The sequence below is a fragment of the Bartonella sp. LJL80 genome (genome assembly GCF_054871565.1).
This window is the reverse complement of record NZ_JBTXLM010000007.1, coordinates 122931-148891: the sequence shown is the minus strand read 5'-3', so window position 1 is coordinate 148891 and position 25961 is coordinate 122931. Positions and strand designations below refer to the sequence as shown.

15 protein-coding genes and 1 tRNA gene are annotated in these 25961 nt (G+C 48.6%); 5 read left to right on the top strand and 11 right to left on the bottom strand.

Annotated features, from left to right (window positions below):
• The first annotated feature begins 147 nt into the window (after positions 1–147).
• The gene (locus ACYSNS_RS11815; protein WP_461723362.1) at positions 148–1461 is read left to right on the top strand and encodes an efflux RND transporter periplasmic adaptor subunit; all 1314 of its coding nucleotides are present in this window, start codon (positions 148–150) and stop codon (positions 1459–1461) included.
• Positions 1458–4616, top strand: coding sequence for an efflux RND transporter permease subunit (locus ACYSNS_RS11810; RefSeq protein WP_461723361.1), 3159 nt, complete (start codon positions 1458–1460; stop codon positions 4614–4616). The genes ACYSNS_RS11815 and ACYSNS_RS11810 overlap by 4 nt, the downstream gene beginning before the upstream one ends.
• A 292-nt stretch (positions 4617–4908) precedes the next feature.
• Here the strand turns inward: ACYSNS_RS11810 and ACYSNS_RS11805 are convergent, their stop codons facing one another.
• The 10 genes from ACYSNS_RS11805 to ACYSNS_RS11760 all read right to left on the bottom strand — a co-directional run bounded on the left by ACYSNS_RS11805 (position 4909) and on the right by ACYSNS_RS11760 (position 22723).
• Complete coding sequence (locus ACYSNS_RS11805; RefSeq protein WP_461723360.1) at positions 4909–6582, bottom strand: formate--tetrahydrofolate ligase; 1674 nt, start codon at positions 6580–6582, stop codon at positions 4909–4911.
• 104 nt (positions 6583–6686) lie between these two features.
• A complete protein-coding gene (locus tag ACYSNS_RS11800; RefSeq protein WP_461723359.1) occupies positions 6687–8270 on the bottom strand; it encodes a formylglycine-generating enzyme family protein in 1584 nt (527 codons plus the stop codon).
• Positions 8260–9453 carry an ABC transporter permease gene (locus ACYSNS_RS11795; protein ID WP_461723358.1) on the bottom strand — a complete coding sequence of 398 codons (1194 nt, stop codon included), beginning with the start codon at positions 9451–9453 and terminating at the stop codon, positions 8260–8262. The genes ACYSNS_RS11800 and ACYSNS_RS11795 overlap by 11 nt, the downstream gene beginning before the upstream one ends.
• Positions 9450–10190, bottom strand: coding sequence for an ABC transporter ATP-binding protein (locus ACYSNS_RS11790; RefSeq protein ID WP_461723357.1), 741 nt, complete (start codon positions 10188–10190; stop codon positions 9450–9452). The genes ACYSNS_RS11795 and ACYSNS_RS11790 overlap by 4 nt, the downstream gene beginning before the upstream one ends.
• Before the next feature lie 9 nt (positions 10191–10199).
• Entirely contained in the window at positions 10200–12224 is a 2025-nt protein-coding gene (locus ACYSNS_RS11785) for a vWA domain-containing protein (RefSeq protein ID WP_461723356.1), read from the bottom strand.
• On the bottom strand, positions 12221–13357 hold the full coding sequence (locus tag ACYSNS_RS11780; protein WP_461723355.1) for a hypothetical protein: 1137 nt from the start codon (positions 13355–13357) through the stop codon (positions 12221–12223). The genes ACYSNS_RS11785 and ACYSNS_RS11780 overlap by 4 nt, the downstream gene beginning before the upstream one ends.
• Complete coding sequence (locus ACYSNS_RS11775; protein ID WP_461723354.1) at positions 13350–16049, bottom strand: virulence factor SrfC family protein; 2700 nt, start codon at positions 16047–16049, stop codon at positions 13350–13352. Before ACYSNS_RS11775 ends, ACYSNS_RS11780 begins: the two co-directional genes overlap by 8 nt.
• 29 nt (positions 16050–16078) lie before the next feature.
• Positions 16079–19195 carry a virulence factor SrfB gene (locus ACYSNS_RS11770; RefSeq protein ID WP_461723353.1) on the bottom strand — a complete coding sequence of 1039 codons (3117 nt, stop codon included), beginning with the start codon at positions 19193–19195 and terminating at the stop codon, positions 16079–16081.
• A 37-nt stretch (positions 19196–19232) separates the two neighbouring features.
• Positions 19233–20837: a hypothetical protein gene (locus tag ACYSNS_RS11765; protein ID WP_461723352.1), complete on the bottom strand. Its 1605-nt coding sequence runs from the start codon at positions 20835–20837 to the stop codon at positions 19233–19235.
• The gene (locus tag ACYSNS_RS11760; RefSeq protein WP_461723351.1) at positions 20834–22723 is read right to left on the bottom strand and encodes a trypsin-like peptidase domain-containing protein; all 1890 of its coding nucleotides are present in this window, start codon (positions 22721–22723) and stop codon (positions 20834–20836) included. The genes ACYSNS_RS11765 and ACYSNS_RS11760 overlap by 4 nt, the downstream gene beginning before the upstream one ends.
• A 653-nt stretch (positions 22724–23376) precedes the next feature.
• Between ACYSNS_RS11760 and ACYSNS_RS11755 the strand changes: the two genes are divergently transcribed.
• The 3 genes from ACYSNS_RS11755 to ACYSNS_RS11745 all read left to right on the top strand — a co-directional run bounded on the left by ACYSNS_RS11755 (position 23377) and on the right by ACYSNS_RS11745 (position 25561).
• The gene (locus ACYSNS_RS11755) at positions 23377–24084 is read left to right on the top strand and encodes a hypothetical protein (protein WP_461723350.1); all 708 of its coding nucleotides are present in this window, start codon (positions 23377–23379) and stop codon (positions 24082–24084) included.
• Between the two features lie 56 nt (positions 24085–24140).
• Positions 24141–24491 carry an OmpH family outer membrane protein gene (locus ACYSNS_RS11750; protein ID WP_461723349.1) on the top strand — a complete coding sequence of 117 codons (351 nt, stop codon included), beginning with the start codon at positions 24141–24143 and terminating at the stop codon, positions 24489–24491.
• 233 nt (positions 24492–24724) lie between these two features.
• A complete protein-coding gene (locus ACYSNS_RS11745) occupies positions 24725–25561 on the top strand; it encodes an acid phosphatase (RefSeq protein ID WP_461723348.1) in 837 nt (278 codons plus the stop codon).
• A 295-nt stretch (positions 25562–25856) separates the two neighbouring features.
• Here the strand turns inward: ACYSNS_RS11745 and ACYSNS_RS11740 are convergent.
• Positions 25857–25933: transfer RNA gene (locus ACYSNS_RS11740), tRNA-Met, on the bottom strand.
• Positions 25934–25961: the final 28 nt, after the last annotated feature.

Genomic DNA, 25961 nt, shown 5'->3' with positions numbered 1-25961 from the left:
AACGGAAAAACAACCCTGAAGGTTGCCAGCCGGTTGTGACGCCTTATTATTGCTGATAATTAATGCTTAACAGCTTTTTGGCTATTTACAATCATCCATGTATGTATATTTTACCGGACACGGATAAAAATCAAGGTCTGACTTCATATGACGATATTAAAAAAACTCTCAGCCGGTCTTATAGTCGGCACATTGTCTCTCGGCCTCGTTGCTTGCGGTAAGGAAGAGCAGCATACTCCGCCACCGTCAAAGGTAAGCGGTAAAGTCATTCATCAGGCAGAAATTCCTATCAACTATGAATATGCCGCGCGTATTGTAGCATACAAAGAAACGGAAGTGCGTGCGCGTGTCGGTGGCATTTTGCTGCATCGCAATTTCGTTGAGGGTGCTGAGGTCAAGCAGGGCGATGTCTTGTTCGAGATTGATCCCGATAAGTATGAAGCCGCCGTCGCTTCCGCGCGTGCGCAAGTTGCGCAGGCGCAGGCCAATTATGACCAATCGGTTCGTGATGCCAATCGCGCTGAAGAGCTGGTGGTACAGCGGGTTCAGTCAAAAGCGCAACGCGATCAGGCTTTTGCAAAGCGCGATGCCGATCAAGCAACGTTGATGCAGGCCCAGGCTGAGTTGCGTACGGCAGAACTCAATCTTGATTACACCAAGGTGACAGCGCCTATCAGCGGCTTGACCAGTCGTGAGGCCGTATCAGAAGGCTCTTTGATTGGAACGGATACAACCTCCAGCCTTTTGACGACGATTACGCAGCTTGATCCAGTTTATGTCAACTTTTCTTTTGCTGACGGTGAATATGAGCAGATCCGCAAATTGATGCAGGAAATGCAAGCACGCGGCGAAAAAATCGATAATCTGAAAATTACGGTTCGCCTTGGTGAAGGCGTTGATTATCCCGAGCAGGGAACGGTCGACTTTACATCGCCGACGATTGACGAACAAACTGGTACGCTCGGCGCGCGCGCCATTGTTGCCAATCCTAAGCACCGTTTGGTTCCGGGTATGTTTGTACGTGTCACGGTAACAGGGCTGAAAATGGCTGACGCGATCACCATCCCTGAAGCTTCGTTGATGCAGACCAGCAATGGCCAGTTTGTCTATACCCTTAAAAAACCTGAAGCACCGGCCGCTGGTGATGCAGCTGCAGCTGGTGCTGCGCCAAAGCTGGAAGAAGGCGCCCGTTTGATGGAAGTTGAACAGCGTCCCGTAGAGGTTATCCGCCAAATGCAGAATGGCGAATGGTTGTTAGCCAATGCCAAGACAGATGCACAAAGCAATAAAAGCGTTAGTGGCATCAAAGACGGTGAAGAAGTTGTCACCGCCGGTCAGGTCTATATCGAACAGGGTATGATGCGTGTTCCAGCGGGTCAAAGCTTGAAAGTCCAAGTGACAGACGACAAGCCCGCACAAAATAAAGCAGACAATGCCAAAACTGCGGAGCCCGCACAATGAGCTATAGCTTTTTTATCAACCGACCCGTTTTCGCGTCGGTTATTTCTATTGTCATCGTTTTGGCCGGCTTTATGTGTATCCGCATATTGCCTATCGCCCAATATCCGGACCTGCTGCCACCGCAGGTTGTTGTATCAGCGCAATATCCTGGTGCGAGCGCTGAAACCGTGGCACAAACCGTTGCTGTTCCGTTGGAACAGCAGATCAACGGTGTTGAAGACATGATTTACATGCAATCGACCAGCAATGCGTCTGGTACATTGCAGTTGACAGTCACATTCGCCTTGGGAACAGATCCTGATCAAGCAACGATCAATGTGAACAACCGCGTGCAGCGTGCATTGACAACTTTGCCACAGGAGGTGCAGCGTTTGGGTGTTGTTGCCGACAAACGTTCGTCTTCTATCCTTGGTATGGTGTCGATGCAATCGACCAGCAGTGCCTATGACCGAACCTATGTTGGTAACTATGCATTGCTGAACGTGGTTGACGATCTTAAACGTATCCAAGGTGTCGGTGATGCACAGGTCTTGGGTAATATTGACTATGCTATGCGTATTTGGCTTCGTCCCGATAAGCTTGCTCAATATAATCTGACACCGACCGATGTAATTTCAGCTGTTAATGAGCAAAATGCGCAGTACCCTGTGGGGCGCATCGGCGAGCAACCTGACATCCACGGCGCATTCACTTATTCTGCTACTACACAAGGACGTTTGGTTACAGCTGACGAGTTTGGCAATATCATCCTGAGATCGGATGATACAGGTGCGTCTTTGCGTTTGAAGGACGTTGCGCGGATTGAATTGGGTACACAGCAGTATTTTGTTGAATCCAAGCTTAACGGCAACCCTATGGTTCCGATTCTGGTGTTTTTGCAGCCAGGGGCAAACGCTCTTGCTACTATGGATGCTGTCAAGAAACGTATGGCTGAACTCAAGGTCGCTTTTCCAGCCGGTATTGAATATTCAGTTCCATATGACACAACCAAGTTCATCCAAGTATCGGTTGAAGAGGTTATCCATACATTCATCGAAGCTATTTTGCTGGTGATTGTTGTGGTGTTCATCTTCTTGCAGAATTGGCGTGCGACGCTCATACCGATCATTGCTGTTCCGATATCTATCATCGGTACGTTTGCGGGTATGTATGTGCTCGGCTTCTCGATCAATATGTTGACATTGTTCGGTCTGGTGCTGGCAATCGGTATCGTGGTGGATGATGCTATTGTGGTGTTGGAAAACGTCGAACGTCTCATGGAAGAAGAGAAGCTGTCTCCACATGACGCAGCTGTCAAATCCATGAGCGAAGTTACCGGACCTGTTATTGCTATTGTTCTGGTTCTTTGTGCCGTGTTTATTCCCGTATCGTTTATGGGCGGCATGGCAGGCGTTATGTATCAGCAGTTTGCTGTGACCATCGCGATGTCTGTGGTCATTTCCGGTACAGTGGCTTTGACCCTTACACCGGCTCTTTGCGCTATCTTGCTTAAACCTTCGCATAAAGAGCCGATTGCACCGTTCCGTATGTTCAATAAGTTTTTTGAAAAAGTTACGGATGCATATGTCGCCGGCGTGCAATTCTTCGTCCATAATGTCTGGGCTGGACTGCTTGTTTTCGTTCTGGTCTGCGCTTCGGCATTCTACATGTTTGAAAAAGTACCCGGTTCACTGGTGCCGGATGAAGATCAGGGCTACATTCTTGCAGTGTCTATTCTTCCATCGGCATCTTCACTTGAACGTACCTCAGGCGTGATCGATAAAGCGTCTAAGATTATGCAGGCAAATCCCGCTATTGCAGACGTTGCCGAGATTGCAGGTTATGACTTGTTGTCTGGCGGTTTGAAGACCAGTTCGGGTGCCATGTTCATCATGTTCAAGGATTGGAAAGAAAGAACCAATCCTGCAGATGATACCCGTGTCTTTGCGCCGAAAGTCGTCGGTATGGCTTCCGGTATCAAGGATGGTGTGACAATAGCATTCAACCCACCTCCAATTATTGGTCTTTCGACAACTGGTGGTTTTGAAATGTATCTTCAGGATCGTAGTGGCGGTTCTATTGACGATCTTTATTCAATGACAATGAAACTCGTCAACGCGGCTAACCAAAGACCCGAATTACAGGGTGTACGGACAACATTCGATCCCAACGTTCCGAAGTATGATTTCCAAGTGGATCGTACAAAGGCACGCGCCATGGATGTTCCGATCAACACCATCTATGATGCGTTGTCTGCTACTTTCGGTAACATCTACATCAATGACTTTACGCTTTATGGCCGTAACTATCAGGTGAAAATTCAGTCTGAAGGTGAGTTCCGTAAAAGTGCCGATGATATCAAGCAGGTATTCGTTCGCTCGGATTCGGGCAAGATGATCCCGCTCAATGCCTTGGTTACAACCAAACGTATTACCGGTTCGGATCAGCTTGAACGTTTCAATGCCTTCTTTGCGACCAAAATCATGGGGAGTCCAGCAGACGGGTTCACATCTGGTCAGTCGATCAGCGTGATGACCGAAGTTGCAAAACAGGTTCTGCCAAATACCTACCAGATTGCTTGGACAGGTTCTGCCTATCAGGAAGTTGTCGCTGGTGGTGCGGGCTCTACTGCGATGATCTTCGGCGTTATCATGGTGTTCTTGATCTTGGCAGCGCAATACGAAAAATGGAGCTTGCCGTTGGCTGTTGTGACCGCGGTTCCATTTGCTATTGCTGGTGCATTGGCATTCACCTGGATACGTGGTCTTACCAATGACGTCTATTTCCAGATTGGTCTGGTGACACTCGTGGGGCTTGCCGCTAAAAACGCCATTCTGATTGTGGAATTTGCGGTGATCGAGCGAGAAAGCGGAAAGTCTGCAATTGACGCCGCTATTTCGGCAGCTCGTCTGCGGTTCCGCCCGATTGTTATGACCTCATTGGCCTTTATCCTCGGTGTGGTACCATTGGCCACATCAACAGGAGCGGGGTCTGCAAGTCGTCACTCAATCGGTACGGGTGTTATCGGCGGTATGTTGGCAGCAACGTGTATTGCGACCTTCTTCATTCCTATGTTCTATCGTTTGTTTGGCGGTAAGACTGCTGGTCGTGGTGGGGACGGTTCATCTCCAAGCGGTGAAGGCTCCACAAGCGGATCAGCTGCGTCACACAGTTGATCAAAACAAGCGCTTTCAGATATACAAAAAACCCGGTGAAAGCCGGGTTTTTTTTATGTTGCCCTTGGGTGAGTGATGGGTAAAGAGCTAGCTGAGTTCGCCAAAAAAACAGCTTAGATAGGAGAGAAATCGCAGGCGGCGCGATTTCACCGTTCAGTTTTTTCAAGGCATTTGGTTGAAGTTTCTACAAACCCCTTCAAGGCTATACCTCGAATTTTCACCGCGGCCTAGCAATGGCGCCGCAGTGAAACAGTTTTGATAGCGATCGTATGAAAAGTATAAACTCGTAAACTTACGAGAGCCCTTCGATCTGTCCGTCACCATTAAGATGTATTTTTTCTGCCACCGGATGACGCGGCAGGCCGGGCATCGTCATGATGTCACCGCAAATCACGACGATGAAACCAGCGCCGGCACAAAGCTTCACCTCGCGTACAGGTATGTTGAAGTCTTCCGGCGCGCCAAGCAATGTTGGATCTGCTGAAAAAGAGTATTGGGTTTTTGCCATGCAAATTGGTAATTGGCCAAAGCCACTTGCTTCCCAGTCCTTTAATTGCTTGCGGATTATCGGACTTATGATGGCTTCACGACCACGATAAATCTGCTGGACCACCGTTTGAATCTTCTCATCAAGAGGAAGATGGTCAGGATAGATTGGTTGGAATTGCGCGGTTTTTTGTCCAATGAGCTCTACAATATCTTGCGCTAGCTCAATGGCACCTTCACCACCTTTTTCCCAGTGGCGGCATATGATGGCTTTATGTCCGGTTTGAGAAACAAGGTGCTGCAGCGCGGCTATCTCGTTATCCGTGTCGGTATAAAAATGATTGATTGCAACAACCACCGGAACGCCATATTTCTCCATATTCGCAATGTGTCGCAAAAGGTTTTTAGAACCCGTCTCCAAAGCGCTGACATTTTCTGTTGCAAGGTCACTCTTGGCAACGCCGCCATTCATCTTGAGGGCTCGAATTGTTGCTACGACAACCGTCGCTTCGGGCATTAAGCCTGCCTTACGGCATTTGATATCAAAAAATTTTTCAGCGCCAAGGTCTGCTCCAAACCCGGCTTCCGTCACAACATAATCCGCCAGCTTCAAAGCTGTTTTGGTAGCAATCACCGAGTTGCAGCCATGCGCAATATTTGCGAAAGGCCCTCCGTGGATGATAACAGGATTATTCTCGATCGTTTGCACCAAATTGGGTTGGAAGGCATCTTTTAACAGCACTGTCATTGCGCCTTCCGCTTTTAGATCGGCGGCTGTAACGGCAGTTCGGTCGTGGCGATAACCAATAATGATTTTTCCGAGTTTCTGCGTCAGATCATCGAGATTTTCAGCGAGACATAAGATCGCCATCACCTCGGATGCGACGGTGATGTCGAAACCGCTTTCACGGGGGAAGCCATTTTTGATGCCGCCCAACGAAATGACTGTTTCACGCAAAGCGCGATCATTCATGTCCAATACACGTTTCCAGACGATACGGCGCAAATCTATATTTTGATCATTACCCCAGTAGATGTGGTTATCAATAATCGCTGCAAGCAGATTATGAGCGCTGGTGATGGCATGGAAATCGCCGGTAAAATGCAGATTAATGTCATCCATGGGAATGACTTGGGAGTAGCCGCCTCCAGCCGCGCCACCTTTAGACCCGAAACATGGCCCCAAAGATGGTTCACGCAAGGCTGCAACGGATTTCTTCCCGATCTTATTCAGAGCATCGTTGAGACCGACAGTCGTTGTGGTTTTTCCTTCACCGGCAGGCGTAGGGTTGATCGCGGTCACAAGGATCAAATGCCCATCTGTGCCGCTTTTAAGCGTTTCGATATAGTCTGCATCTATTTTAGCTTTGTCATGCCCATAGGGCACGAGATTATTGTACGGAATATTCAATTTTTCAGCGATTTGGCCTATAGGCAACTTCGTTGCCCGCCGCGCAATTTCTATATCGGTATTATGCACTCTAAGCCCTCATTTCAATGACCAGTTGAATCAATCCGCCATTCATTGAAGAGCCTAGCACAGTATAGGATAGGGTTGCTACAGTGGCGGTATAATGTGAGCCGCTATTGCAACCAGTCATGTTGACCGATTAGCTTTGCTAAAATTTTGTCGGTCTGTGTTTCTCGACCCGACTGATAGGCGTTGATCTGCGCTATTGCTTGGTCAATATAGTCTATAAGACTATCGCGGTTTTGTTCGCGTAATTCTTTTTTCAAGATTTCGGCCTGCGCTGCGACTTTTTGTCCCTGATCGTTAGCAATCTGTGCAACTGACTCGGTATAGATGGTTGCAAACATATCAAAATTTGATTTTTCACGCTTTATCCGTGCCTGTGTTGTTTTTTTTACATCGGTTGGAAAGTCCGGATCGTTGACATTCGCATAGAAATTATCAAGCGCACGTGCTGCTAAATGCAATTCTCTTGCCGCCAATCCGGTGTTAAAGAGTGCCCGACGCAAACTGCGATTATCGATATCATTCCGACGGGTGAATTCAGTTTCAAGCTGCGTACGCAATCCGGCTATCTCGCTCCGCAACGGCCCTTCAATCTGCGCTTCTATTTCTTGTAAGCGGGCACTGGGCTGTTCCGATGGGCTGCCATCAATTTGCTTGCTGAGCGCTTGAAAGGCTGTTTCCAAGCGTTCGACAGAAGCAAGATCACCTATAGAGGCGGTGCTGACAACCACACGAAAACCTGCAGTTCTACGTCGCATTTCACCCTTAGCGTCATTGGAGAAAAATGGAAATTCATCACGACGTGACGATGTCAGTGTTTCCGCACCATCGAGAAAAGAGCCTCCGCGTACAACAAAACCACCTACACGGCCGTGTAAACGATCTAGCCGTGTCAATCTGAAAGGATCCAGCATGATTTCTTCGGCATTGCCATAGATGTCGTAAAGCCCGAGTGGATTGGGATTTTTTTGACCAATGGGTTTCGCTTTTCCGCCCGATGACTGGCTACCATTATACCACGCATAATCATCGATCGTACCGGACGAGAAGAAACGGTTATTGGCTCTCTCGGCATCATTCACCGATAAGCCACCTCGCGCAGCAAACTCCCATTCGACTTCTGTCGGTAGGCGCACATAGCCGTTTTCCGCACCGATCTGCTTCAGCTTCGCGGAATTGTCTTTGTAAAGCCAAGCATTGAGGCGTCGTGTGAATTCTACCGCGTCATACCAACTTACACCGGTTTGGGGTATAGCATCGGCAGGTGTAAACTTGGTTGGACATTGTGCTGGGTCATCGGTCATAACGGCAGCATATTGGGCGTGGGTTATCTCGTATTTTCCAATAAGAAAAAAATTCCCCTTATCGTTGTTAAGGGAGCCGCTAATGTGTTCTTCCCGACGATACTCCATATAAGCGCGTTCGCCTTCGGTCGCACCCATTGTCACAGGGCTGTCACTTAAAGCAGCCTCTGGTTCTGATGCCTCTACCAGAACAGTTTGCACCCGCGTTAGTGCCATCTTTCCATCGCATGGAAGATCGATAACAACATCGTCAGCCGTGGGTTTTGGATTCCACACCCGTCCATTCCATTCGGCAGCGTTAACAATGCCGGTTACAGTACTACCCAAAAATAAAGTCGCTAGAGCTAAGCAACGTAAACCAAGTTTTTTATTGATACTATTCTTCACGTAGTGCCCCTCCCGGTGGTACAGAAATAAACCGCCGCGCCGATAATGCGGTGACTAGAAATACCATAAGAATTGTTATAACGCCCGTCATTGTCAATTGGAACCAGCTGAGAGAACAATTGGTGTATCCATTTGCAAGATCGAGTGGAAAGCATCGGTTGATTATCCAGGATAGTCCGCCGTAGAGTATATAGGCGATGGCTAGTCCCGCCAGTCCGGTAACGAAGCCGAACCCAGCTACAAAACAGAATATGGTCATGCGGGAGCCGCCCATGAGGCGCAATAAAGCAATGTCGCGGCGATGCTTGTCAAACACACCCAGTATACTGGCACTTGCCGCCGCCAGATAGGAAATGATCATTAAAGATGCGACAATAGCAATAATGCCGTTTAAAGCTTTTTCTATATTCAGAAGCTTTTCAACATCCGCCGCTCTTGAAAGTACTGGATATCCCATTTGTTCCAATGTCGAAGTGAGGGCGGGTACACCCTCTATCATTTGCGCATAAAGGCGCACATTCGCATATCGCATATGCCGTTCAATGATTGGACGGCCCGAAAGACCAAGTCGATCAATTGCAAAGCCGTCGAGAAATGTTTCAATGTCTTCAACGAGGGTAGCATTGAGAAGCGATTGCGTTCCTGCCGCCTGCGCGGCATCGATGATACCTGTCACCAACAGAGGTTGCGTGAACATCAGCCTATCGCTCTCCCGTTGGGTTCGTAAATTGACGGTATCGCCAATCTGAAGATGCAACGTGTCCGCGATGCGTTTGGATATGATAATTTCATTTAAGGACGGAGGTTCAATATTTTTCGGTAACAGGGGATCATTCAGACCTCCAGGTAACAGAGATATTGCTTCCCTCCCTGTGCCGCGCGCATCGGTCAACCATGCACGTGCAGAAAGACCTCGTGTTGTGGGTTGTAAAAAACCCACCCCTGTCAAATTTTTGATCGCCGATAGCTCACTTTGTCCCAATTGATGGTCGCCAATGATCCGAATTTCCAGATTTCGCGGATCGTTTCGCAGTTCTTCTACCAAGCCTGTAAGCGTCCCACTTTTCAGCCCCCATAGGACAAGTATGGGTGCTAACATGGCGGCGAGCACCAGCATGGAGAGCATTGCGCTTCGTGGATGGCCCAAAATCGTGCGCAACCCCAAATAAAAGCCTAACTTCATGGTCGCACCTGCATAGATGCATCCTGAAGTGTCGCGAAAGATTGGCCAGGCGCAATGGTTTTGCGTTCGACATTTATCTTCATAAAGCCGTGTTTTTCTACCAGCTGCCGATCATGTGTGATCATCAGAATGCCTGTGCCGGTATGGTCTGCAACGCTGGTCATCATGCGCAAACATAAATCTGCAGTCTCATCATCCAGCGCGCCCGTCGGTTCATCGCACATTAAGAAAGCCGGACGATGTGACAATGCCCTTGCGATCGCCGTTCTTTGTCTTTGCCCAATCGATAAGTCACATGGAAACGCATCTGAATCTCCGGCTAAGCCAACAGCCTGAAGCAAAGCTGTTATGTAACCGTCGTCACGCTTGTCAGCGAGCTTTTGTTGAACGGCGATGTTTTCACGTACCGTTAAAAACGAAAAAAGCGGGCTGGTTTGTACAACATATCCGAAAAAACGCGCGCGTAAATGAGCCAGACGAGCGTTTTCCTGCTTGATCTTTTGCGGGCTTACATCAATTTGACCGCAATCACGTCCACTGATGACGAAGGTATCCGCTCTTTCAGGACGGCTTGCCAGCGCCAACAGATCCATGGCTGTTGTCTTTCCTGAGCCCGTCTGGCCCACAATGGCTTTACGGTCTCCCGATTTCAAATGAAATGCTGGGATGCTAAGCTTGAACGATCTTTCACGATCGCTCAAGGTTTTCATGACGTTTTGGGCCATAAGCTGGATCAAGTGGACGTCCTAAGGCAAACGGTCAAGCGATATTGTTGTCACAAATTCACCAGCGGCCGCATCAGATTGCAGTTGTAGCCATGCATTTGGGTCGTTGTGAACCTTTTCGTAGAATGCCAGCTTTGATTTGAGATCAAGAATCCGGTCGCGCTGTTGCGACGCAGGCATTTGCACCCAGTCTTCCGGTGTAAGATTGAGGACCTGGCTGGTATAGGGCAGACCTTCCAAATATTCACCGAAAGCATCGCCTAAAGGCGCATCAGCAGCGAGTTGGCGCGGATCGTTGGACGCACGCGCGGCTAGGTCACGAATATCACGGAAGAAATCCATCGGATCACCACTCATATTCTCACCTCGGTTGACGATAGCGCGAAGCATTTCAGAAAGCGTCGATAGCTGGTTTTTTGTCAGCATAATGCGAATATCGAGAGCCGGTTTTACTGTCGGTTGATCAAAGTCACGGTCTATAGTCCAAGCCTCATAAAAGGTGGGTACGCTGGAGTTGCTTTGGCGACCCATATATTCGAGCTGCATGGCACGACTTGCCCGAGCAATTTGAGCGGCAGCTGATTGGTCGTTTTGTTGCGGTTCCTGCGTCAACTGGCCGTTTGCTATATTGTTTAAGTCCGTAACGATTTGCTGTGCTGCAGGACGGATCTGATCAATGAAGCCAGATACGTCAGTCGTGCTAATCGGCGTATAGAGGCTGCCACCCGCAGTTTTAGATAAGCGGCGATAAGCAGCTTCAGCACTTTGATGATCGCTGTTGCCTGCTGGTGTGCGCACATGCAGGGTTGTAATACGTATGCCTTTTTTACGCGCGAGCTCGTTCATTTCATCAACGTCTAGAGGGCCTGAGTGGTTATCTCCGAGTTGTGGCTTTCGCGGGCCTGCATCTGTGATCAGTATGATGTAACGCAGATCAAAGGCGTTCCAATCAGCTGCATCAATACCTTCAAACACACCGCCAAGGGAATCTTCGTTGAAACCTTGGGTAGATCGTGTGGCAACGCGCATTGAACTTATTTGGCTGACAAAATCATCTGCGCTTGCCTGGGGTGTCAGGCGTTGAAAGACTTTAACGTTATAGCCGATGCCAGGATTTGTTCTTTCCGACTGACGGAAACCAACCAGACCGAAATTGATGGGCTTGCCCGAATCTTCGATCTCGCCCTTCAGTGTTAGCACTGCGTCCCGTGTTGCATCAATATAAGGCTGCATGGAAACCGTCGTATCTATAACGAACATAACGCCGGTTTTGGGCTGTTGGTGCGGTACTTGCCGTCCGTCATTGTTATTGTTTTGTTGTACCGGTGGTTGGGGCGCAAATGGATTTTGCGGTGTATTTTGAGCCGTTGCTGGTGCGGGTTCTGTCGATGGCTCATTCGTTTTGGTTATCGAGCCAACCCCAAGAAATGTTCCTTCCGCATCGTCATGCAACCAACCTTTTTCAAAATCCAATATCGGCAAGAGATAAAAATTCTCGTCAATAGGTTGTATTTGCTCTGGTTCCATCGCAATGACAGGGCTGCCGGGCTGGTTGGGATTTTGTCGAAGAGCTGCTATCTTTGCCTTTACATCGCTGTTGCTCACCAGCTGTTCCAGCCTTTGCTTATCCGAGAAAAATAACTGGCGCTGACGTCCAACTTCAACCCGGTTATTAAAGGCTGCAATGATAGAGTGTTTCCAATCAACGGTGTGGTCTTGTTTGATCCATCCAAGAGGTACCCCTCGGCTGTTCCCCCCAACCTCGACGAAACCGTTCACCCGCGCAAAAACGTAAAAAACTTCAAAAGCAGCAAGCGGCTTTCCGGTATTGTCGGCCGCATCACTTTTAGGCAGCAGGATGGCACCTGGTTTGGTAATGATGCGCTGATACAGCGTTTGTCTTCCATCTTGTTTTATCGCCTCCCGGTCAACGGCATGTGCTGCGGTTGACGTAGCGACCGATGCTGGCAATACAGCGATAAGGGATGCCACGAGCAAAGCGGCATATCGGAGTAATTTCCACGAGACACTGATTGAATATTTCATTGGCAGTAATCCTGAAAAGTTGTTCGTTCCTCATTGGTGCCGGAATAGCGCCGTTCACGCAGACTTTCACACAATTGCTTTATGTGCGTGGTCATTGAAGCATCCTGCCTGACCAGCAGACTCCAACTTTCAAAAGCGCGTCGGATATTAGGTGGCGTAATGCGATCGGCACCGGATGCGTCGGAAGTCGGATCATTCGCACGCGCATACCATTCGAGGGCAGCGCGGTTTCCTTTTTGTCCCGCCTTATAAATTGCTTCAAAGCCAATATTCGCATCACCGTTTTCCCGGCTTCGCAAAGCATGTCCGAGATCATATAGCCTTTGTGGATCTGTATCGGCAGAGTTTAATAAACGGCTCCAGCCATCGGGCCCTGAAGCAACATCCTGATCTAATTGGGTTGGAGCAGACGCATCGGCTTCTCGCTCTGCTGTCTCTTCAGGTTCAGTTGCAGGTGGTGTTTGTGAAGCCGCAGCTTGTGGCAGTTCTGTGTTTTTATCCGCCAAGAAGGTCTTATATGCAAAGAAGCCGCCGCCGAGGATCGCCACCCATAGAACTGCTCCCAATATGACCAAAGGCCAAAGAGGTTTCTTTGTTTTATGTTGGTCGATAACATATGCATTTTGAGCGGAAAGTGCCGCATCAACAACTTTTTTCACGTCATCATCGCTATCATCCACCGGCGCACGACCCAACACAGCGTCATTATCTGCATTTGCGGCTGGCTCTTCGGTAGATATATGAGGAGTGGTTGGCACAGGTGGAACGGACTGCGACGCTTGTTCGCGCTCTATGCGTTCGACGATAGCGCTGTTGCTTTTTTTTGCTGCAGCTATAACAGACGGCCAAAACGCGAAGAATTCAACGTTGCCAGCTTTTACCGTAACATACTCACCATCCAGAACAGAGTCGACAAATTGAGGACCCAATAAGAATTTCGTACCCATACCCGCCAGTTTACTTGATATCGGTGTAATCCCATAGGGCTGCTGTTGCCAGCCGTCAGGACCGAGGCAATTCGAGGTATCGGATTCCCGCATGACATAAATGCTAAGATCATCGCTGAGCTGTTCATCGAATATCAGCCAAACATGGCCCGGACCGAATTCCGTTGCTGCAATTATGTCAGACATTCGATACCTCCGATGGACAATGATCTGAAAGTTTTTTGAGAATTGCACCCAAAGCCGCATTTTGTTCGATATCGATCGTCAGGCCTTCTTCGCATTTTGCATTGTCTGCGGACAAGCGCATATATGCAAGGGACCAGTCTTCAAGAACATCAATATTGTATGCCTTCGGCTCAGCGCCTATGCCTTCTGCATCATAGGCAGACGGGCCGTGATCGAAGACTATCCGCGGTGGAGCGACATGGGTGTTTTGCGCTCTATCCTCTTCATCTAACAAAGACGTTCCAAGATCCGCTACAAACTTATTGAGATAGTGCTCGGCAACCAGCGCTGCTTTAGATATTTGTTCGTCGCGCCTTTCGACAAAAGCAACGCGCTTAATCGTTTGCGCCATCAACTCCTGTAAGTGCAGCCTTTTTGCGCCCATAACGATGTCGTCCGCCAATTCACGCAGGGTAATGCTGTCGATTGCTGTTTCGGTGTGAAAATGGACGTTATCAACCTGCCGGTACAGATAATCCACCCAAGCCGATAAAATTGCTGATACGAACTGGTTTTCTCGACGACCGGTCGTCACGATCTGTGCCGGCTTACGAACATCAATGTCCGCATCTTTCTTTTCCCAGGGCCTTAGCCGACGGGCAACCGGCTGCGTTTGTTCTTCGGATTCAGGCTGACGTCGGTCTAACTCAATCAAAGCTTCGTAAAGACGATCAGTTATTGTGGCGTTATCCATCATGAGCCCCGCCATGACCGAGCCGAAACGATGATACCGCTCATCGCAGTTGTAAAGGGCGTTGACTACGGACTTCGCAACTTCTTCGCGCTCAATCAAGCGAATTTCGAGGTCAGTGGTTGTATAGAATGGTTTTAATAACGCGTGGAGATCTTGATTGAGTTTCGTTAGCCTGAATTCTACTTGCTCATATTTCACTTCAGGACGACAGATGGGTTCTAAACTTTTGGCAATATAGCTCGCACCACCGTCATTGATCCGCATCATCTCATCAAATGCACGCACCGGATCATTGAAATGCTGTTGGACATATTGTGTCTCAATGAAGCTTTCACGCAAGGCGGCTAACCATTCTTTTCGGTCATCTCGTAAAGCGAGTTCACGAGCGCCGTCAAATGTAAACATATCGGCATTCATGACGTTGGGATTGCGCATTAGAAAGCAGTTGCGAAACGGCTCCCCGGGGCTCCATTGCTGCACCCACGAATCCGGGCTTGATCCGAACGGCTTGATCAATGATGCCATCATGCGACCCTCGAAACGTGTCTTCAGACCCATAACAGAATCGCTGGTTTTTTTCTCGAAATGCATGTCGAAACGTGTAAGCACGAAAAACAGCAATGGCGGCTTTCCCGCACGATCTTGTGGCTTTGCTCCATGCGTCGTCGCTATCCAATTCGCTGCTACATCAGCCAATTGATTGACATCAAGGTTGCTTTCCTTGACGCAAAACAACATGGCGGTGATATCTTGTTCGGCGCAATAACGTTGGAATAAATACTCAACCTTGCCGCGCAAGATCAACGAAGACATAGTTTCACGCGGAGCCTCTGCGAGATAGCGTGCAAGCCCTTTTACCGATGTCTCGTCTTCTTCGACGTTGGACTGTGGCAATCCGCGGGTGCGATATCCGGGAAAATCGAGCAAATCTGTATGATCGAAAAACGGCCAAGGATTATCAGCAAGGTTGATAACCAATTCAGCTGTTAAAGCAGTAATAACAGGTTTTGCCAAAACACAAACCCGTCCATCTGCCATAGATACATCAATTTCCGCCGCATTTCTGTCAACGATGTCAGCCAGTGTCTCGACATCTAAAATGCTTTTATGGTCGCCGTTTGAAATGTCGATCGCACTAAAAGGCACAAAAACATTTTCTGAAAAGTGGAGATTTTTAAGGCTTTCAACGAGGTTCAAATATACATCGCTTATTGGTTGATGCCGTCCCCACAGTAATGAAAGAAACTCTGCCAAGCGCGGGATAGGAAGTTTTGGAGCGATCTCTGCTGCGACGATCCAATAAGAACCGAGACGTCGGCTTAATTCAAATTCACCTAATGTTTTATTGAAATAGTCTTCAAGTCCCCAAACATCCTCCAACGTCAAACCATTTTCGCTTTTTGTTGTTGCAGCGGCATCTTGACGAAATGGTGCCAAAAAGCTTTTGATATCATCTTCGCTTGGCCATGTTTCATATCGTCCAGGTTGGCCATCAAACAGGTATGCATTGGCCAAAATCTTGATCAGATCTGCATGGCTCAGAAGCCTCAGACAAACAGGAAAGCCATCCGGACTTGCAGCCGGTGGACGGATTGTAAAACGCGTTACAAGGCCCGTAGCCTCTTTGCCGCGGTCAGGATTGATTGATGTGATATAATTGACGGGCTTTTCCATTCCAGAAAAGCGTGCCATTAATGCTTCTTCTTTGCGTGCCAGCACTGAAATCAAATGAGATTTTCCCACCTGGCTTGCGCCGAATACAGCGACGGCCATGGGACGGCGCGCTGCTTTTGTCAGTTGACCGGCATTTACGATCCCAAGGCGTAGAGCGCGTTCGATCCGCGCTGCATTGTCACCAATCAGCTCCCGATTGCCCCTCACGTTCAACCATTGCAACGCAGTGCGTGCCGTATTTTGGGTTTGCTCGGCTGCAAGTGCCAAATTCTCAATCGATTTCATAAATGCACCTTATAAAACTGCGTAATCCATTACAGCACTGTCAATGTTCCGGAATCCAGCCAATAGTCACTCGATTTATCGTCAAGCTGTAGAGTACAGAACGTTAAATTAATGGATTGGCGCACATCCCCCCCATTGGCGTCCCATGCTTCGCGTATCGATAGTTCTTCCTTCGAAGCTTCTTGTTCCAGAAGATTGTTGAAATCACCTTCCTCTTCCTGTTGCACCTCACGACCGATGCAAACTTCTATAGGACGGGGTAGCGAGTTCGCACCTTCTTCAATTGTTAATACATATAATGGATTGGTTATCCAACGTTGATGAGGGAGTTGCCGGTAGCCCAATCTTGCACGGCTATAGATTTTAAGCTTATGCTCGGCCTCCAGCGCACCATTTTTTTGCAGTTCGTCTGCTGTAAACAATACACGTGACTGCTCCAAGATCCCGTCACTGCCCAGTTCGCCGATGTAACAGGCGGTCGAACGCATTTGTAAACGATGTGTCTGGAGATTGAAGTTGACAATCGCTCCCTCCGCCAAAGCGCACAACATTGCTCCCACCACCGCTGTTGTTTTAGGGTCGCCAATGGTGACATTACTGCGCGAACGGAAAGGATACCAAACATCAACCCTATAGCGATGCAAAGGCTGAATCCTGTCGGGCGTTACAGCTAGTGTATTTTCGAGATATTCTGTGATTGCCGGCAGTCGTGAAGGGCGCCCGGATAACAGTACCTTGTCACAATCGAAATGGCCTATCGCTTCACTCAAACAATCAAGCGCCACCTGCAATGTCTCGTTGATAGCAGATCTTACGCGTTGGAAGTCCAAGTCAATTGGCGTTTCGGCAAGGTTGAAGTCTTTGGCTCCGCCGCTTATAGCCCCATCATTTATATAGGAAAGGTCAAGAATTTCGGATTTTGTCAAAGAGGGAACCAGAGCATCAAGACGCTTGGTCTGGATGGTCTCGTAGCGGTCGGGTCCACTTTCTTCATAAGCAGACATTACAGCAAGCGCAGCAGGTGTAAGGATTTTTATCACGGCTTCACGCCGCCGATCTTTCATCTGCTCCGCCATATTAGAGCGGTCGCCACCAAATAGCTCATTCAATATCGCGCGAGGATTCTTTGCCCCGCATTGCGACAAATGCTTGGCGATTGCTGGTAAGATCGAGCGCTCAATAACAGCCCGGGTAATATCGTCACCCGCAATGCCAACACCCTCTCGGAATGTTTGCACCGGCACCAAAGCACGATCGTCATCTTGGTAATAGGTTGTGATCATCAGGTCGCATGTTCCGCCACCTATGTCGATGCTTGCAACACGCAGCGACGGTTCGGGTAACGCGGAATCATCGGGCTTTTTACCTGGCTCGAAGCGTTTTCGCGGTTTTCCAAAAAGATCGAAATATTCAACAATGCGCCCGCCAAATCGCCGGCTTATTTCGCTGTAAAGCCAGACGAACTGGACACAGGTTGCTTCATCCCAAGAGGCTTGCACTGTCGGTTTTGCAAGGCTTGCCAGTGTCGACAAGTTCCAACCCATCAGCTCCCACAGAAGGTTTACGGCACCCTCCACACGTGACCGCATAAGCCGCTGCTCCTGGGTAGGCAGTGCAGATGGCAGGGTCATGATAATTCGGCGTAACCGACGCGGTGTATTGCTCTGCTTCCGCTCGGCCCGCACTTGCGGATTGTTGATCATCGCAATGGCTTGAAAGATGATTTCGGCCAGCATCAAAGAATAAAGTGAAGATCGTGAATAGGATAAAGCAGGGCTAGGCTTTGTCATATCCGCATCAGAGCGACGGCCGTATAGCCGTTTATATAACGATCGATCTTTTTTAATTTGTGAAATCACGTCTCCATTGCGATTTAGGAAAGGACGCACAATTCGACTGATGGGCGGAGCAGCTCCATCAGCCTGATATTGCGACGAGGGAAAACGCCATGGCTGATTGACTTCATGAATATCCCATAAATATCGCTTTGGGCTGGAGATGCCGCCAACAGCTGCTGTTCCGCCCTTCACCGCACGTAACCGCGAAGCTTCAGGCCCGACGCGAACAACACCTGGCCATAAAAAGGCACGCTGTCGTCCCGAAAGGCGAGAAAGCGTATCATCGCCAAAAGAAGCCTGAGAGAATTCAATATTGCTGTCGAAAGGATCGGAATATACCAGCTCAGGTTTTTCAAGATCACGTAGCGTCAGAATAAGCGAATTGTTTAAATCGACATGATCTTCATTGGGGTAGTTTTCAATCAGGAGTCCACAGGTACGACTGTTGCCAATATCAAGTACAAGATCAACTTCAACAGGTTTCGTTTGCGATGGAGAAGATATCGTATCGACAAAACGCACCTTCGGAACATTACACCCTATTGCAAGTATTTCCAGGAATGAAAACCAGCGTGCAGCATGTTCCAAGGCAAATTTGCGATCACTCTCACGTAGCTTACGGCCGAGTTCCTTTTCTCGTTGATTAAGATACAGGTTCTCAATCCATCCAAGCACCCAGCTTTGGAAATCCATCTCTTCGCCGCTGACAGGGTGACGACGTGGATCACCAAGAAACCAGCCATTGCGGTTTATACTCGTGACGAGCTCGAATTCCTGCGGATTGATAACATCATTCGCTGTTGGCGAAGTGTAGGGCCATCCACGTGATTGCGGATCGTTGACAAGATCATCGTCAACTTTCAAGTCGATTGCAGTGTCAAACGCAAATACTGCCAAGTGGGACGCGGCGTTAATCTCTTTGCTCGGCGAAGCTTTAATTACCCGCACTCTTACCCAGTTTGTTGGTCCCGCATCAAAATTATGCTGGCCGTCGGCATCGCGTCCGGGCAATATGCGTAACCAGGGCAGGGGCACCCATTCATTAAGAAAGGGATCGAGTGCTTTATTTTTATTGACTGTATACTCTTCGTCGCCATCTTGCGATTGATAAGGTGCTTCGGCCTGTGGATCATGCTCGTTCCAACCAGGATAGAGTTTGTATATCGGTTTGCCATCATCGGAATGCACATCCATGCGCTTTTCGATAAACGGCCGGTCAAACCGCGCTATTTTATCGAAATAAAACGGCAGTGTGACAAACTGAATTCCGCTATTGGGAACCAGAACGATATCTTTGGGCTCAATCATCAGCTATCTGCTTCATTCATTTCCGACGTTGAATACGTCATGGGTTTGTTATTACATAAATCTGGCGAGGATTACGACGTCTATTGCCGTCGGCGACGCCATCAATGACTTTATCTTCCACTTTAGGCTGGTTTGTTTGTGGGTCTATTGTGGTTTTTCTAATCCGTAAACGGAAGGGAATGTTACGTCGCGGATCACCGTGATTATCAAAATAATCAACGTAAACGGGGATCTTCTTCGGTATGGACGCTGGATTATTCCAGTATATATTTTCCACCGGTTCGCGTGAGATCATATCTGGACGCCTATTGGCATCACGATCCAAAGTCGCGCCGCAACTGCTACGTCTTTTGAAAAATACGCGCGTTCCGTTCGGACACACTATGGAAAGATCCAAGTCACTGCGTCCATCCCATGTCAGGGTGATTTGCAGCGCACCCGTTTTTACACCGGCGCGGTTGATGCGCTCGTCAAGGTCACGCCGCCTATCGGATTGCTGTGGTACGTCAGGTTGTTGTGGCTCGGTCTCTTCCGGTTCCGGCGCTGAAGGTGTTTGCGGCGGTGTTGCTTCAGGCGGTACAGCTTCTGCGCGCTGATCGGGGATAGCCACAGCTGGTGGTGCAATAATGACCGGAGGAACGATGACTTGAATAGGTGGTGTTTCATTTTCACCTATTGATGGAGCTGCATCAGCGCGTCTTTCCGGTTCGCGATGACCAAACGGATTGACCTGGTTGCCATCAGGTGGAACCGATGCGGAATTAGGTTGGTTATCTTCGGTACATTGGTTTTGTTTGTCGCGTAGCGCTTGTTCAAGCGCGGATATTTCGTTGTTCAGATCTGCGATTCTTTGCAATGAGGGATCTAAAGGTTCTTCAACCGCTATGTCAGACTTGCTAAAAACACCGCTCCATCGGTTCAGTGCATTAGAACTCAACAACAACCATAAAAAGATCAGCGCAAGAATGCCGAATAGACTCCACAAAAATAGAGAAAGCCAGTGAAATGAAGATCTAGAGACAACCGTCTCATGAACGATATGGGATGTTTGACGTATCGGTTGATCGCCTGTTCCAGTCGCCGCCTTTTCTGAAGCCGCTTGATCGCCATCAATTTGCGACATCGGTGAATTTGGAATACTTGCTTGCGCCATACTGGCTGTTGGCGTACCGGTCGCTGTTCCTACTGCTTTCATCCCCATGTCGCGTTGTTCGCTAACGCCCGATGTGTATCCCCAGCCGACGATAACTGGTTTGCCATCAACTCTATAAAGCCAGCCCGTATCCGGTGTCTGCAACGCATTGCGTAACGCCTTGGCGACTTCCTTGTCACTGCGGGCGCCAAGATCAAGCTTGTCTGCCAGCGCTCTTATAGCCTGCTTGCGCGTTTCGGTCGTTTTTAATAACGCGGATCGCTCTTGTGGATCAAGTTCTTCCAAAGATTGTGGACGGGTTTTCGCGTCCGTATACCAATCAATTCGTACACCGTCGCCCGATGGAACGGGCTCGGCTAGGAAGCCAGCATAGTCAGGCCCCAGCTCGCGTTGCAACGTGTCATTCAATAATGCATAGTCACGTTCATTGACCGGGCCAACCTGGCGCATCGTATTAAGCGGCGTTATAGCAAGGCGTATGTTGTTCATGGAGTATTTCCCCGCGGACGTTCAGGTGAAGGCAGTGTTTCCGAATGTGCAGGATTAACCGTTGTGGGTGGTGTTGAAGAAGGCTGTACGCTGTGATTTTGCGCTGGTTGCGTTGTATGATCACCCGATACTTGGCCTGGAGGTTGCGATTGCCCGGTATCTGGTTGCCTCGTCTGATCTGTTGGCGGTGAAGAGGAATTTTCAGCTGGTTCAACGTTAGATTCAGCGCTATTTTGTGAACCACGGGACTGTTCGGGATTGCAGGCGCCGGCATCAAAGCTGAAAGGAATATTTGCACCTTTGAGGAACGCACTTAAAGTGTTTGTCCGTTGGGCAAAACTTAGCGGAGAGTTTTGCATACTTCCAGAACGCAGAAAAGTATTAACCCCGATCGCACGGCCGCAATAATCAATGAGAGGACCACCACTGTTTCCACCAGAAATGGCAGCGGTATGCAAAATCAGGTCGAGCCCTTCAATCCCGCTTTGGAAGGTCGTAACCATTCCCTGAGTGACCGCCATTTCAGGTGCGGCTGTCATGTCACCTTGCAGCAGGCGATGATAAACGAGATCCGTTTCCATGACAATTCCTGGAAAACCTGCCGCTATAACGTTCTCCCCTTTTGCCGTTGCACCTCCCACCGTCAGTACGGCAGGTGCGCTTATGCCTTGCACCCGCAAGACAGCAAAATCTGGTGCGCCGATCTGTGCATCGGCGCGCGATTTTGCAACCAAAGTAGCTGACACAGCTTTGCCTAATGCCTTATTGATTATAGTTGCTTGAGTTGCTTGACCGATGACATGAAGATTGGTGACAACGTCGGTCTGGTTGATAAAAAAGCCTGATCCGATGCTGACCTCTTCACTGCCATCATCCGCAACGAGAACCAGTACAGTTGCCTTTTCGGCGTGGTCTATAGGGCCTGCTGATGGCGTTAATAACGCTCTAGGAATTGCGGATTGTGACCGAGGAGTTTCTGGCTTGGGCCCGTTTAAACCATTGGAAGGCTGCTGTGATGCGTTTCCCTCTATAGAGCAAGAGAAGCCATCGGTAGCATTTTTGAGACTGGTCCGCTTTTCCTCCAACAGGGCAATCGTTTCATCTTTTGCATCAGAAGTTGCTCTCAAACCAATATTGCCTGCAGGTAACAAATATACGAGAAGCAAAAGGGCAATGAGAAACAACAGAATTCCGGATGCTATCACCGGCACAAGATAGTTCGGTGCTGATAAATGCTTGTCTGATTTTGCTCCGGATCCAATATTTTCAGACAAACTATCACCTATTTCTGGCGGCCTGTTGTCAATTTCATTTTTTTCCATAAAAGAACCTCCCGCCCACTTGCTTGCCAGTTCATGATCATCCTGCTGAAAGGGCGGCAATCCGATGTTCCCTAATAGCCCAGACAATCCCTTCGCCGCATGCGCCAAACGTACATTTTTGTCATGAAGCACAGCATCGGGTAAAAGGCCCCAATTCGTCAATACTGGTCGGTTGGCTACAAAGAATAGATCACGGCTGATATCGGCTATATTGAGCCAGCGTTGTATAATCGGCCCGACATCTTTGTCGTCGAAAAGGACAGAGAGTTGATGCAATTGTTTGGTGATTTGTTCTTTGAGATGGTTCTGTGTTGTTGCATCAAGGTCGACAAAGCGGATAGCTGGCCCGTGAGCGTCGGTATACCAAGAAACAACTTGCCCTTTACCGTCGCGGGCAGCCGATATAAAGGGTTTTGCAAAAAGGAACGGTTCGTTTGAATGGCTATAGCGCCTATAGGCTGCTTCGACCTTGTCAAATTCTTCTAGAACAGAACGCCCGTCATATATAGCCTGCGTTAATCCTTCTAAACTGTTGCTTTTCAGAAAACAATCGTAGTTAGCCATGCGGTTAAGCTCCGCCCGAGGAAGTGCTTAATCGCATCACTGCATATGTTTTTCCTCTGGCTATAAGGGCGGAACGTTCGGCTGAAGGGTTGACGAATAAATCAATAGTGAAAGATTTTCGTACCTCATCAAGCGAGCTACATTTATGATTAGGTATGAAGTAAAACTGCCCCCGCACTATTAACCTCCGCTTTTGATCTGGTTTGTCTGAATATTGCCGAAAGCATTCAGACCAGAAATATGCTGCAAAATCAAGATAGTGTTCTTATGCTTTGGAAAGGTTAAGGGTCTATCTGAAAAATGTTGTAACTTACATCTGTTCACAGCTTTATTGTGTAAAGGCAGGAAATGATGAAAAAAATACTTGTTTTTTTGCCCCGCATTGTTGTTGATAACATGCCTTTATAGCGGCAGAACGTTCAATGCCTCGCCAAATCCATGTGGGACAAAATGGGGACGGGGATAAATTGCGCTAGTGTAAGCAATGCGTGAAGTTGCGTTGAGAGGGGATTGAACGGCGGGGTAGTTTTTATGCAAAGTAATCAGTTTGTATGTAAGCGCAGATGCTGATCAATGAAAAACAGTATCGTCACAGATGCGGCTAAGCATTGTTGGCGGGATATAGACGGGACGTATTTGGACAGGAGATATATATGTCTTTCATCGGAAAAAAAATCATCGGCGCAGCATTAGGAGCAACAATGTTGGTAAGTGGTTGTACCACAACATCTACCGCAGTTGATCCATCGAATATGACACCCACCGAAATAGCTCTTCGCCAGCAACAGACAGAACGCACCCGCATAGTGCAAGGCGTTGCAACTGGTGCGGTAATTGGTGCTTTGGCCGGTGCAGCCATCGGCGCTGTGGCTGGCGGCGACAGCAAGTCAATTACACGCGGCGCTATCATAGGCGGTGTAGGCGGCGGCGTCGTTGGCGGTGCAGATGCTAATCGCGTCAATCAGCAAACCCGCGGCATTGCAGCAGAGCAGGACGGGTTGCGCAAAGTTATTGCTTCGGCTGATAAAAACATCGCTTATTACAGTAAAGCTTCTGGTTTGACGCAAAAACTTGCAGCAGAAGATGCAAACCGCATAGCGAACAGCAAAAAGCGGCTGGCCAGCGGAGCAATTTCCAAAGACGCTTACAAAAAAGAAGTCAACAATGCGCGCGCAAATGTCAAACTCGTTGACCAATATGTCAAAGATGCAGATCAGGACATTGCTGATCTCAAGAGGGCAACAAGTGGTAGCAATAGCGCCGCTGCCCAGCAACGTGTTAGAGAGCTGACCGCACAACGTAATCAGCTGAAAACGCAACTGTCTCGTATGCAAACGGCTGTCAGTCGCGCAGACGCTTAATAAGCTTCAATCAACTGCCGGTTTTCACCGGCAGTTTTTTACGAGGAAAAGTAAACATGATAAGTCTTAGAAAAGTCACGGCTCCGCTTGCACTGTTTGGCGTTTTATTTACGACCACAGCGCTTAGCGGCTGCCAAAGTTCTTGCACAGGTGATGCGCGCTTTGATGGGTATTATTGTGCACGGTCCAATATTTCGAACGGCACCTATACGCAGCAGACTGCACAATTGCGCCAGACGGCTAACAGTCGGCAAGCTCAAGCCGACCAATTGCGACGGAAATATAATAGTGCACAGGCGCGACTACGCACGGCGCGGTCTAACCCATCAACATCAGCTTCGGAAGTTTTGAGGCTGGAGCGCGAGGTAAACTCATTACAACGTGCACTTGACCAATATGCGGGCTAAATCCATCAGCTGGCGCTCCTGAACGCTGTCGTTTTGTAGCGAAATTTACGATGATGCGTCCTATCTTTTAAACGGGGAGATGTGTAAAAACACTTCCCCGTTTTTTTGTGGCTATCAGTTGCGGCCAATATCAACGCAAATCATCTCACCACTACAAAACATTGTGAATTCGCATTGGGAAAAAACCGGTTAGGTTCTGTCTGTTGAACATTGATCAGGGAGGATAGGTCACAATGCGTTCCATATGGTTTAAAGCACTGGTTGTTCCACTTTTCGCAGGGGCTTTTATCTCGCCTCAGGCTTTATTTGCACAAACGTTAGATCCAGCTTCTCAGGCAGGTGTCAATGCACCTTTCAGTCGCCTTGATTTGTCGCATTATCCTGAACCGGGACAAAAAGATAACTTCCTGACAATGGAAACAGCGCCGGATAGCTTGGCCCTTTTACCACCACCGCCAAAAGATGGGTCTGCAGCTTTCGAGGCGGATGTAGCGGCATATAAAGCCGGTCTGGCTATCCGCAATACCGCTAGGGGTGAACAAGCGCGGCAGGATGCCGATCTTTCACCGCGTGCAATCGGTAAAGCATTTTCACAAGCTTTAGGTGTCGAGATCAGCCCCAGTAACACGCCTATCACCTACAATTTGATGTATCGACTTGTTGACGACCTTGGAGGCCCGGCTTCAGATAAAGCAAAACAGCATTATATGCGGGTACGCCCATTTGTGCGGTTTAAAACCCATAGTTGTCAGCCTGACAAGGATGAAGAAGCAATGCGTAAAAATGGTTCCTATCCGTCTGGTCATACGGCCTATGGATGGGGATTTGCTCTTATTTTGGCTGAGATAAAGCCTGAACGTCAAGATGCGATTTTACAACGCGGCTATGAGTTCGGCCAATCCCGCGTCATTTGCGGTGCCCATTGGCAGAGTGATGTTACCTCCGGTCGGATTATTGGTGCGGCGGCTGTTGCCAAATTACACACAATGCCTGCTTTTGTGCGCGAGTTGGCGGCTGCGAAGTCTGAAATAGCGGCGCTTGGACAAAAGGAAAACGCGACTGTTCATTGAAGTTGTGACAGGCGCCAAACGGTTCGCTAAAAAACGATGCCTTCTGAGAGGAGGAATCTTTTGGAAGGCATGAAATATTGGAACAGCTGACTGGTGTTTCAGCAGCCCGTAACGGAATAAATGGGTACGTCGCACATTCTGATTTATGCGAGAATCTTTCAGCTGTATTATAGAGAGATCTTAGGAATGAGAGTGTAAATTGCACTTTTGAATTTGTAGCGTTGTTTTTATGCTGGTTTACAAAGACAGCAACAATGAAAATCTGGCTGACAATTTTTAGTGGAACGTAAAAAATTGGTAGCGGAGGAGGGATTCGAACCCCCGACACAAGGATTATGATTCCTCTGCTCTAACCTACTGAGCTACTCCGCCGGGACAGGTATGTTCTGCAAAATGCAAT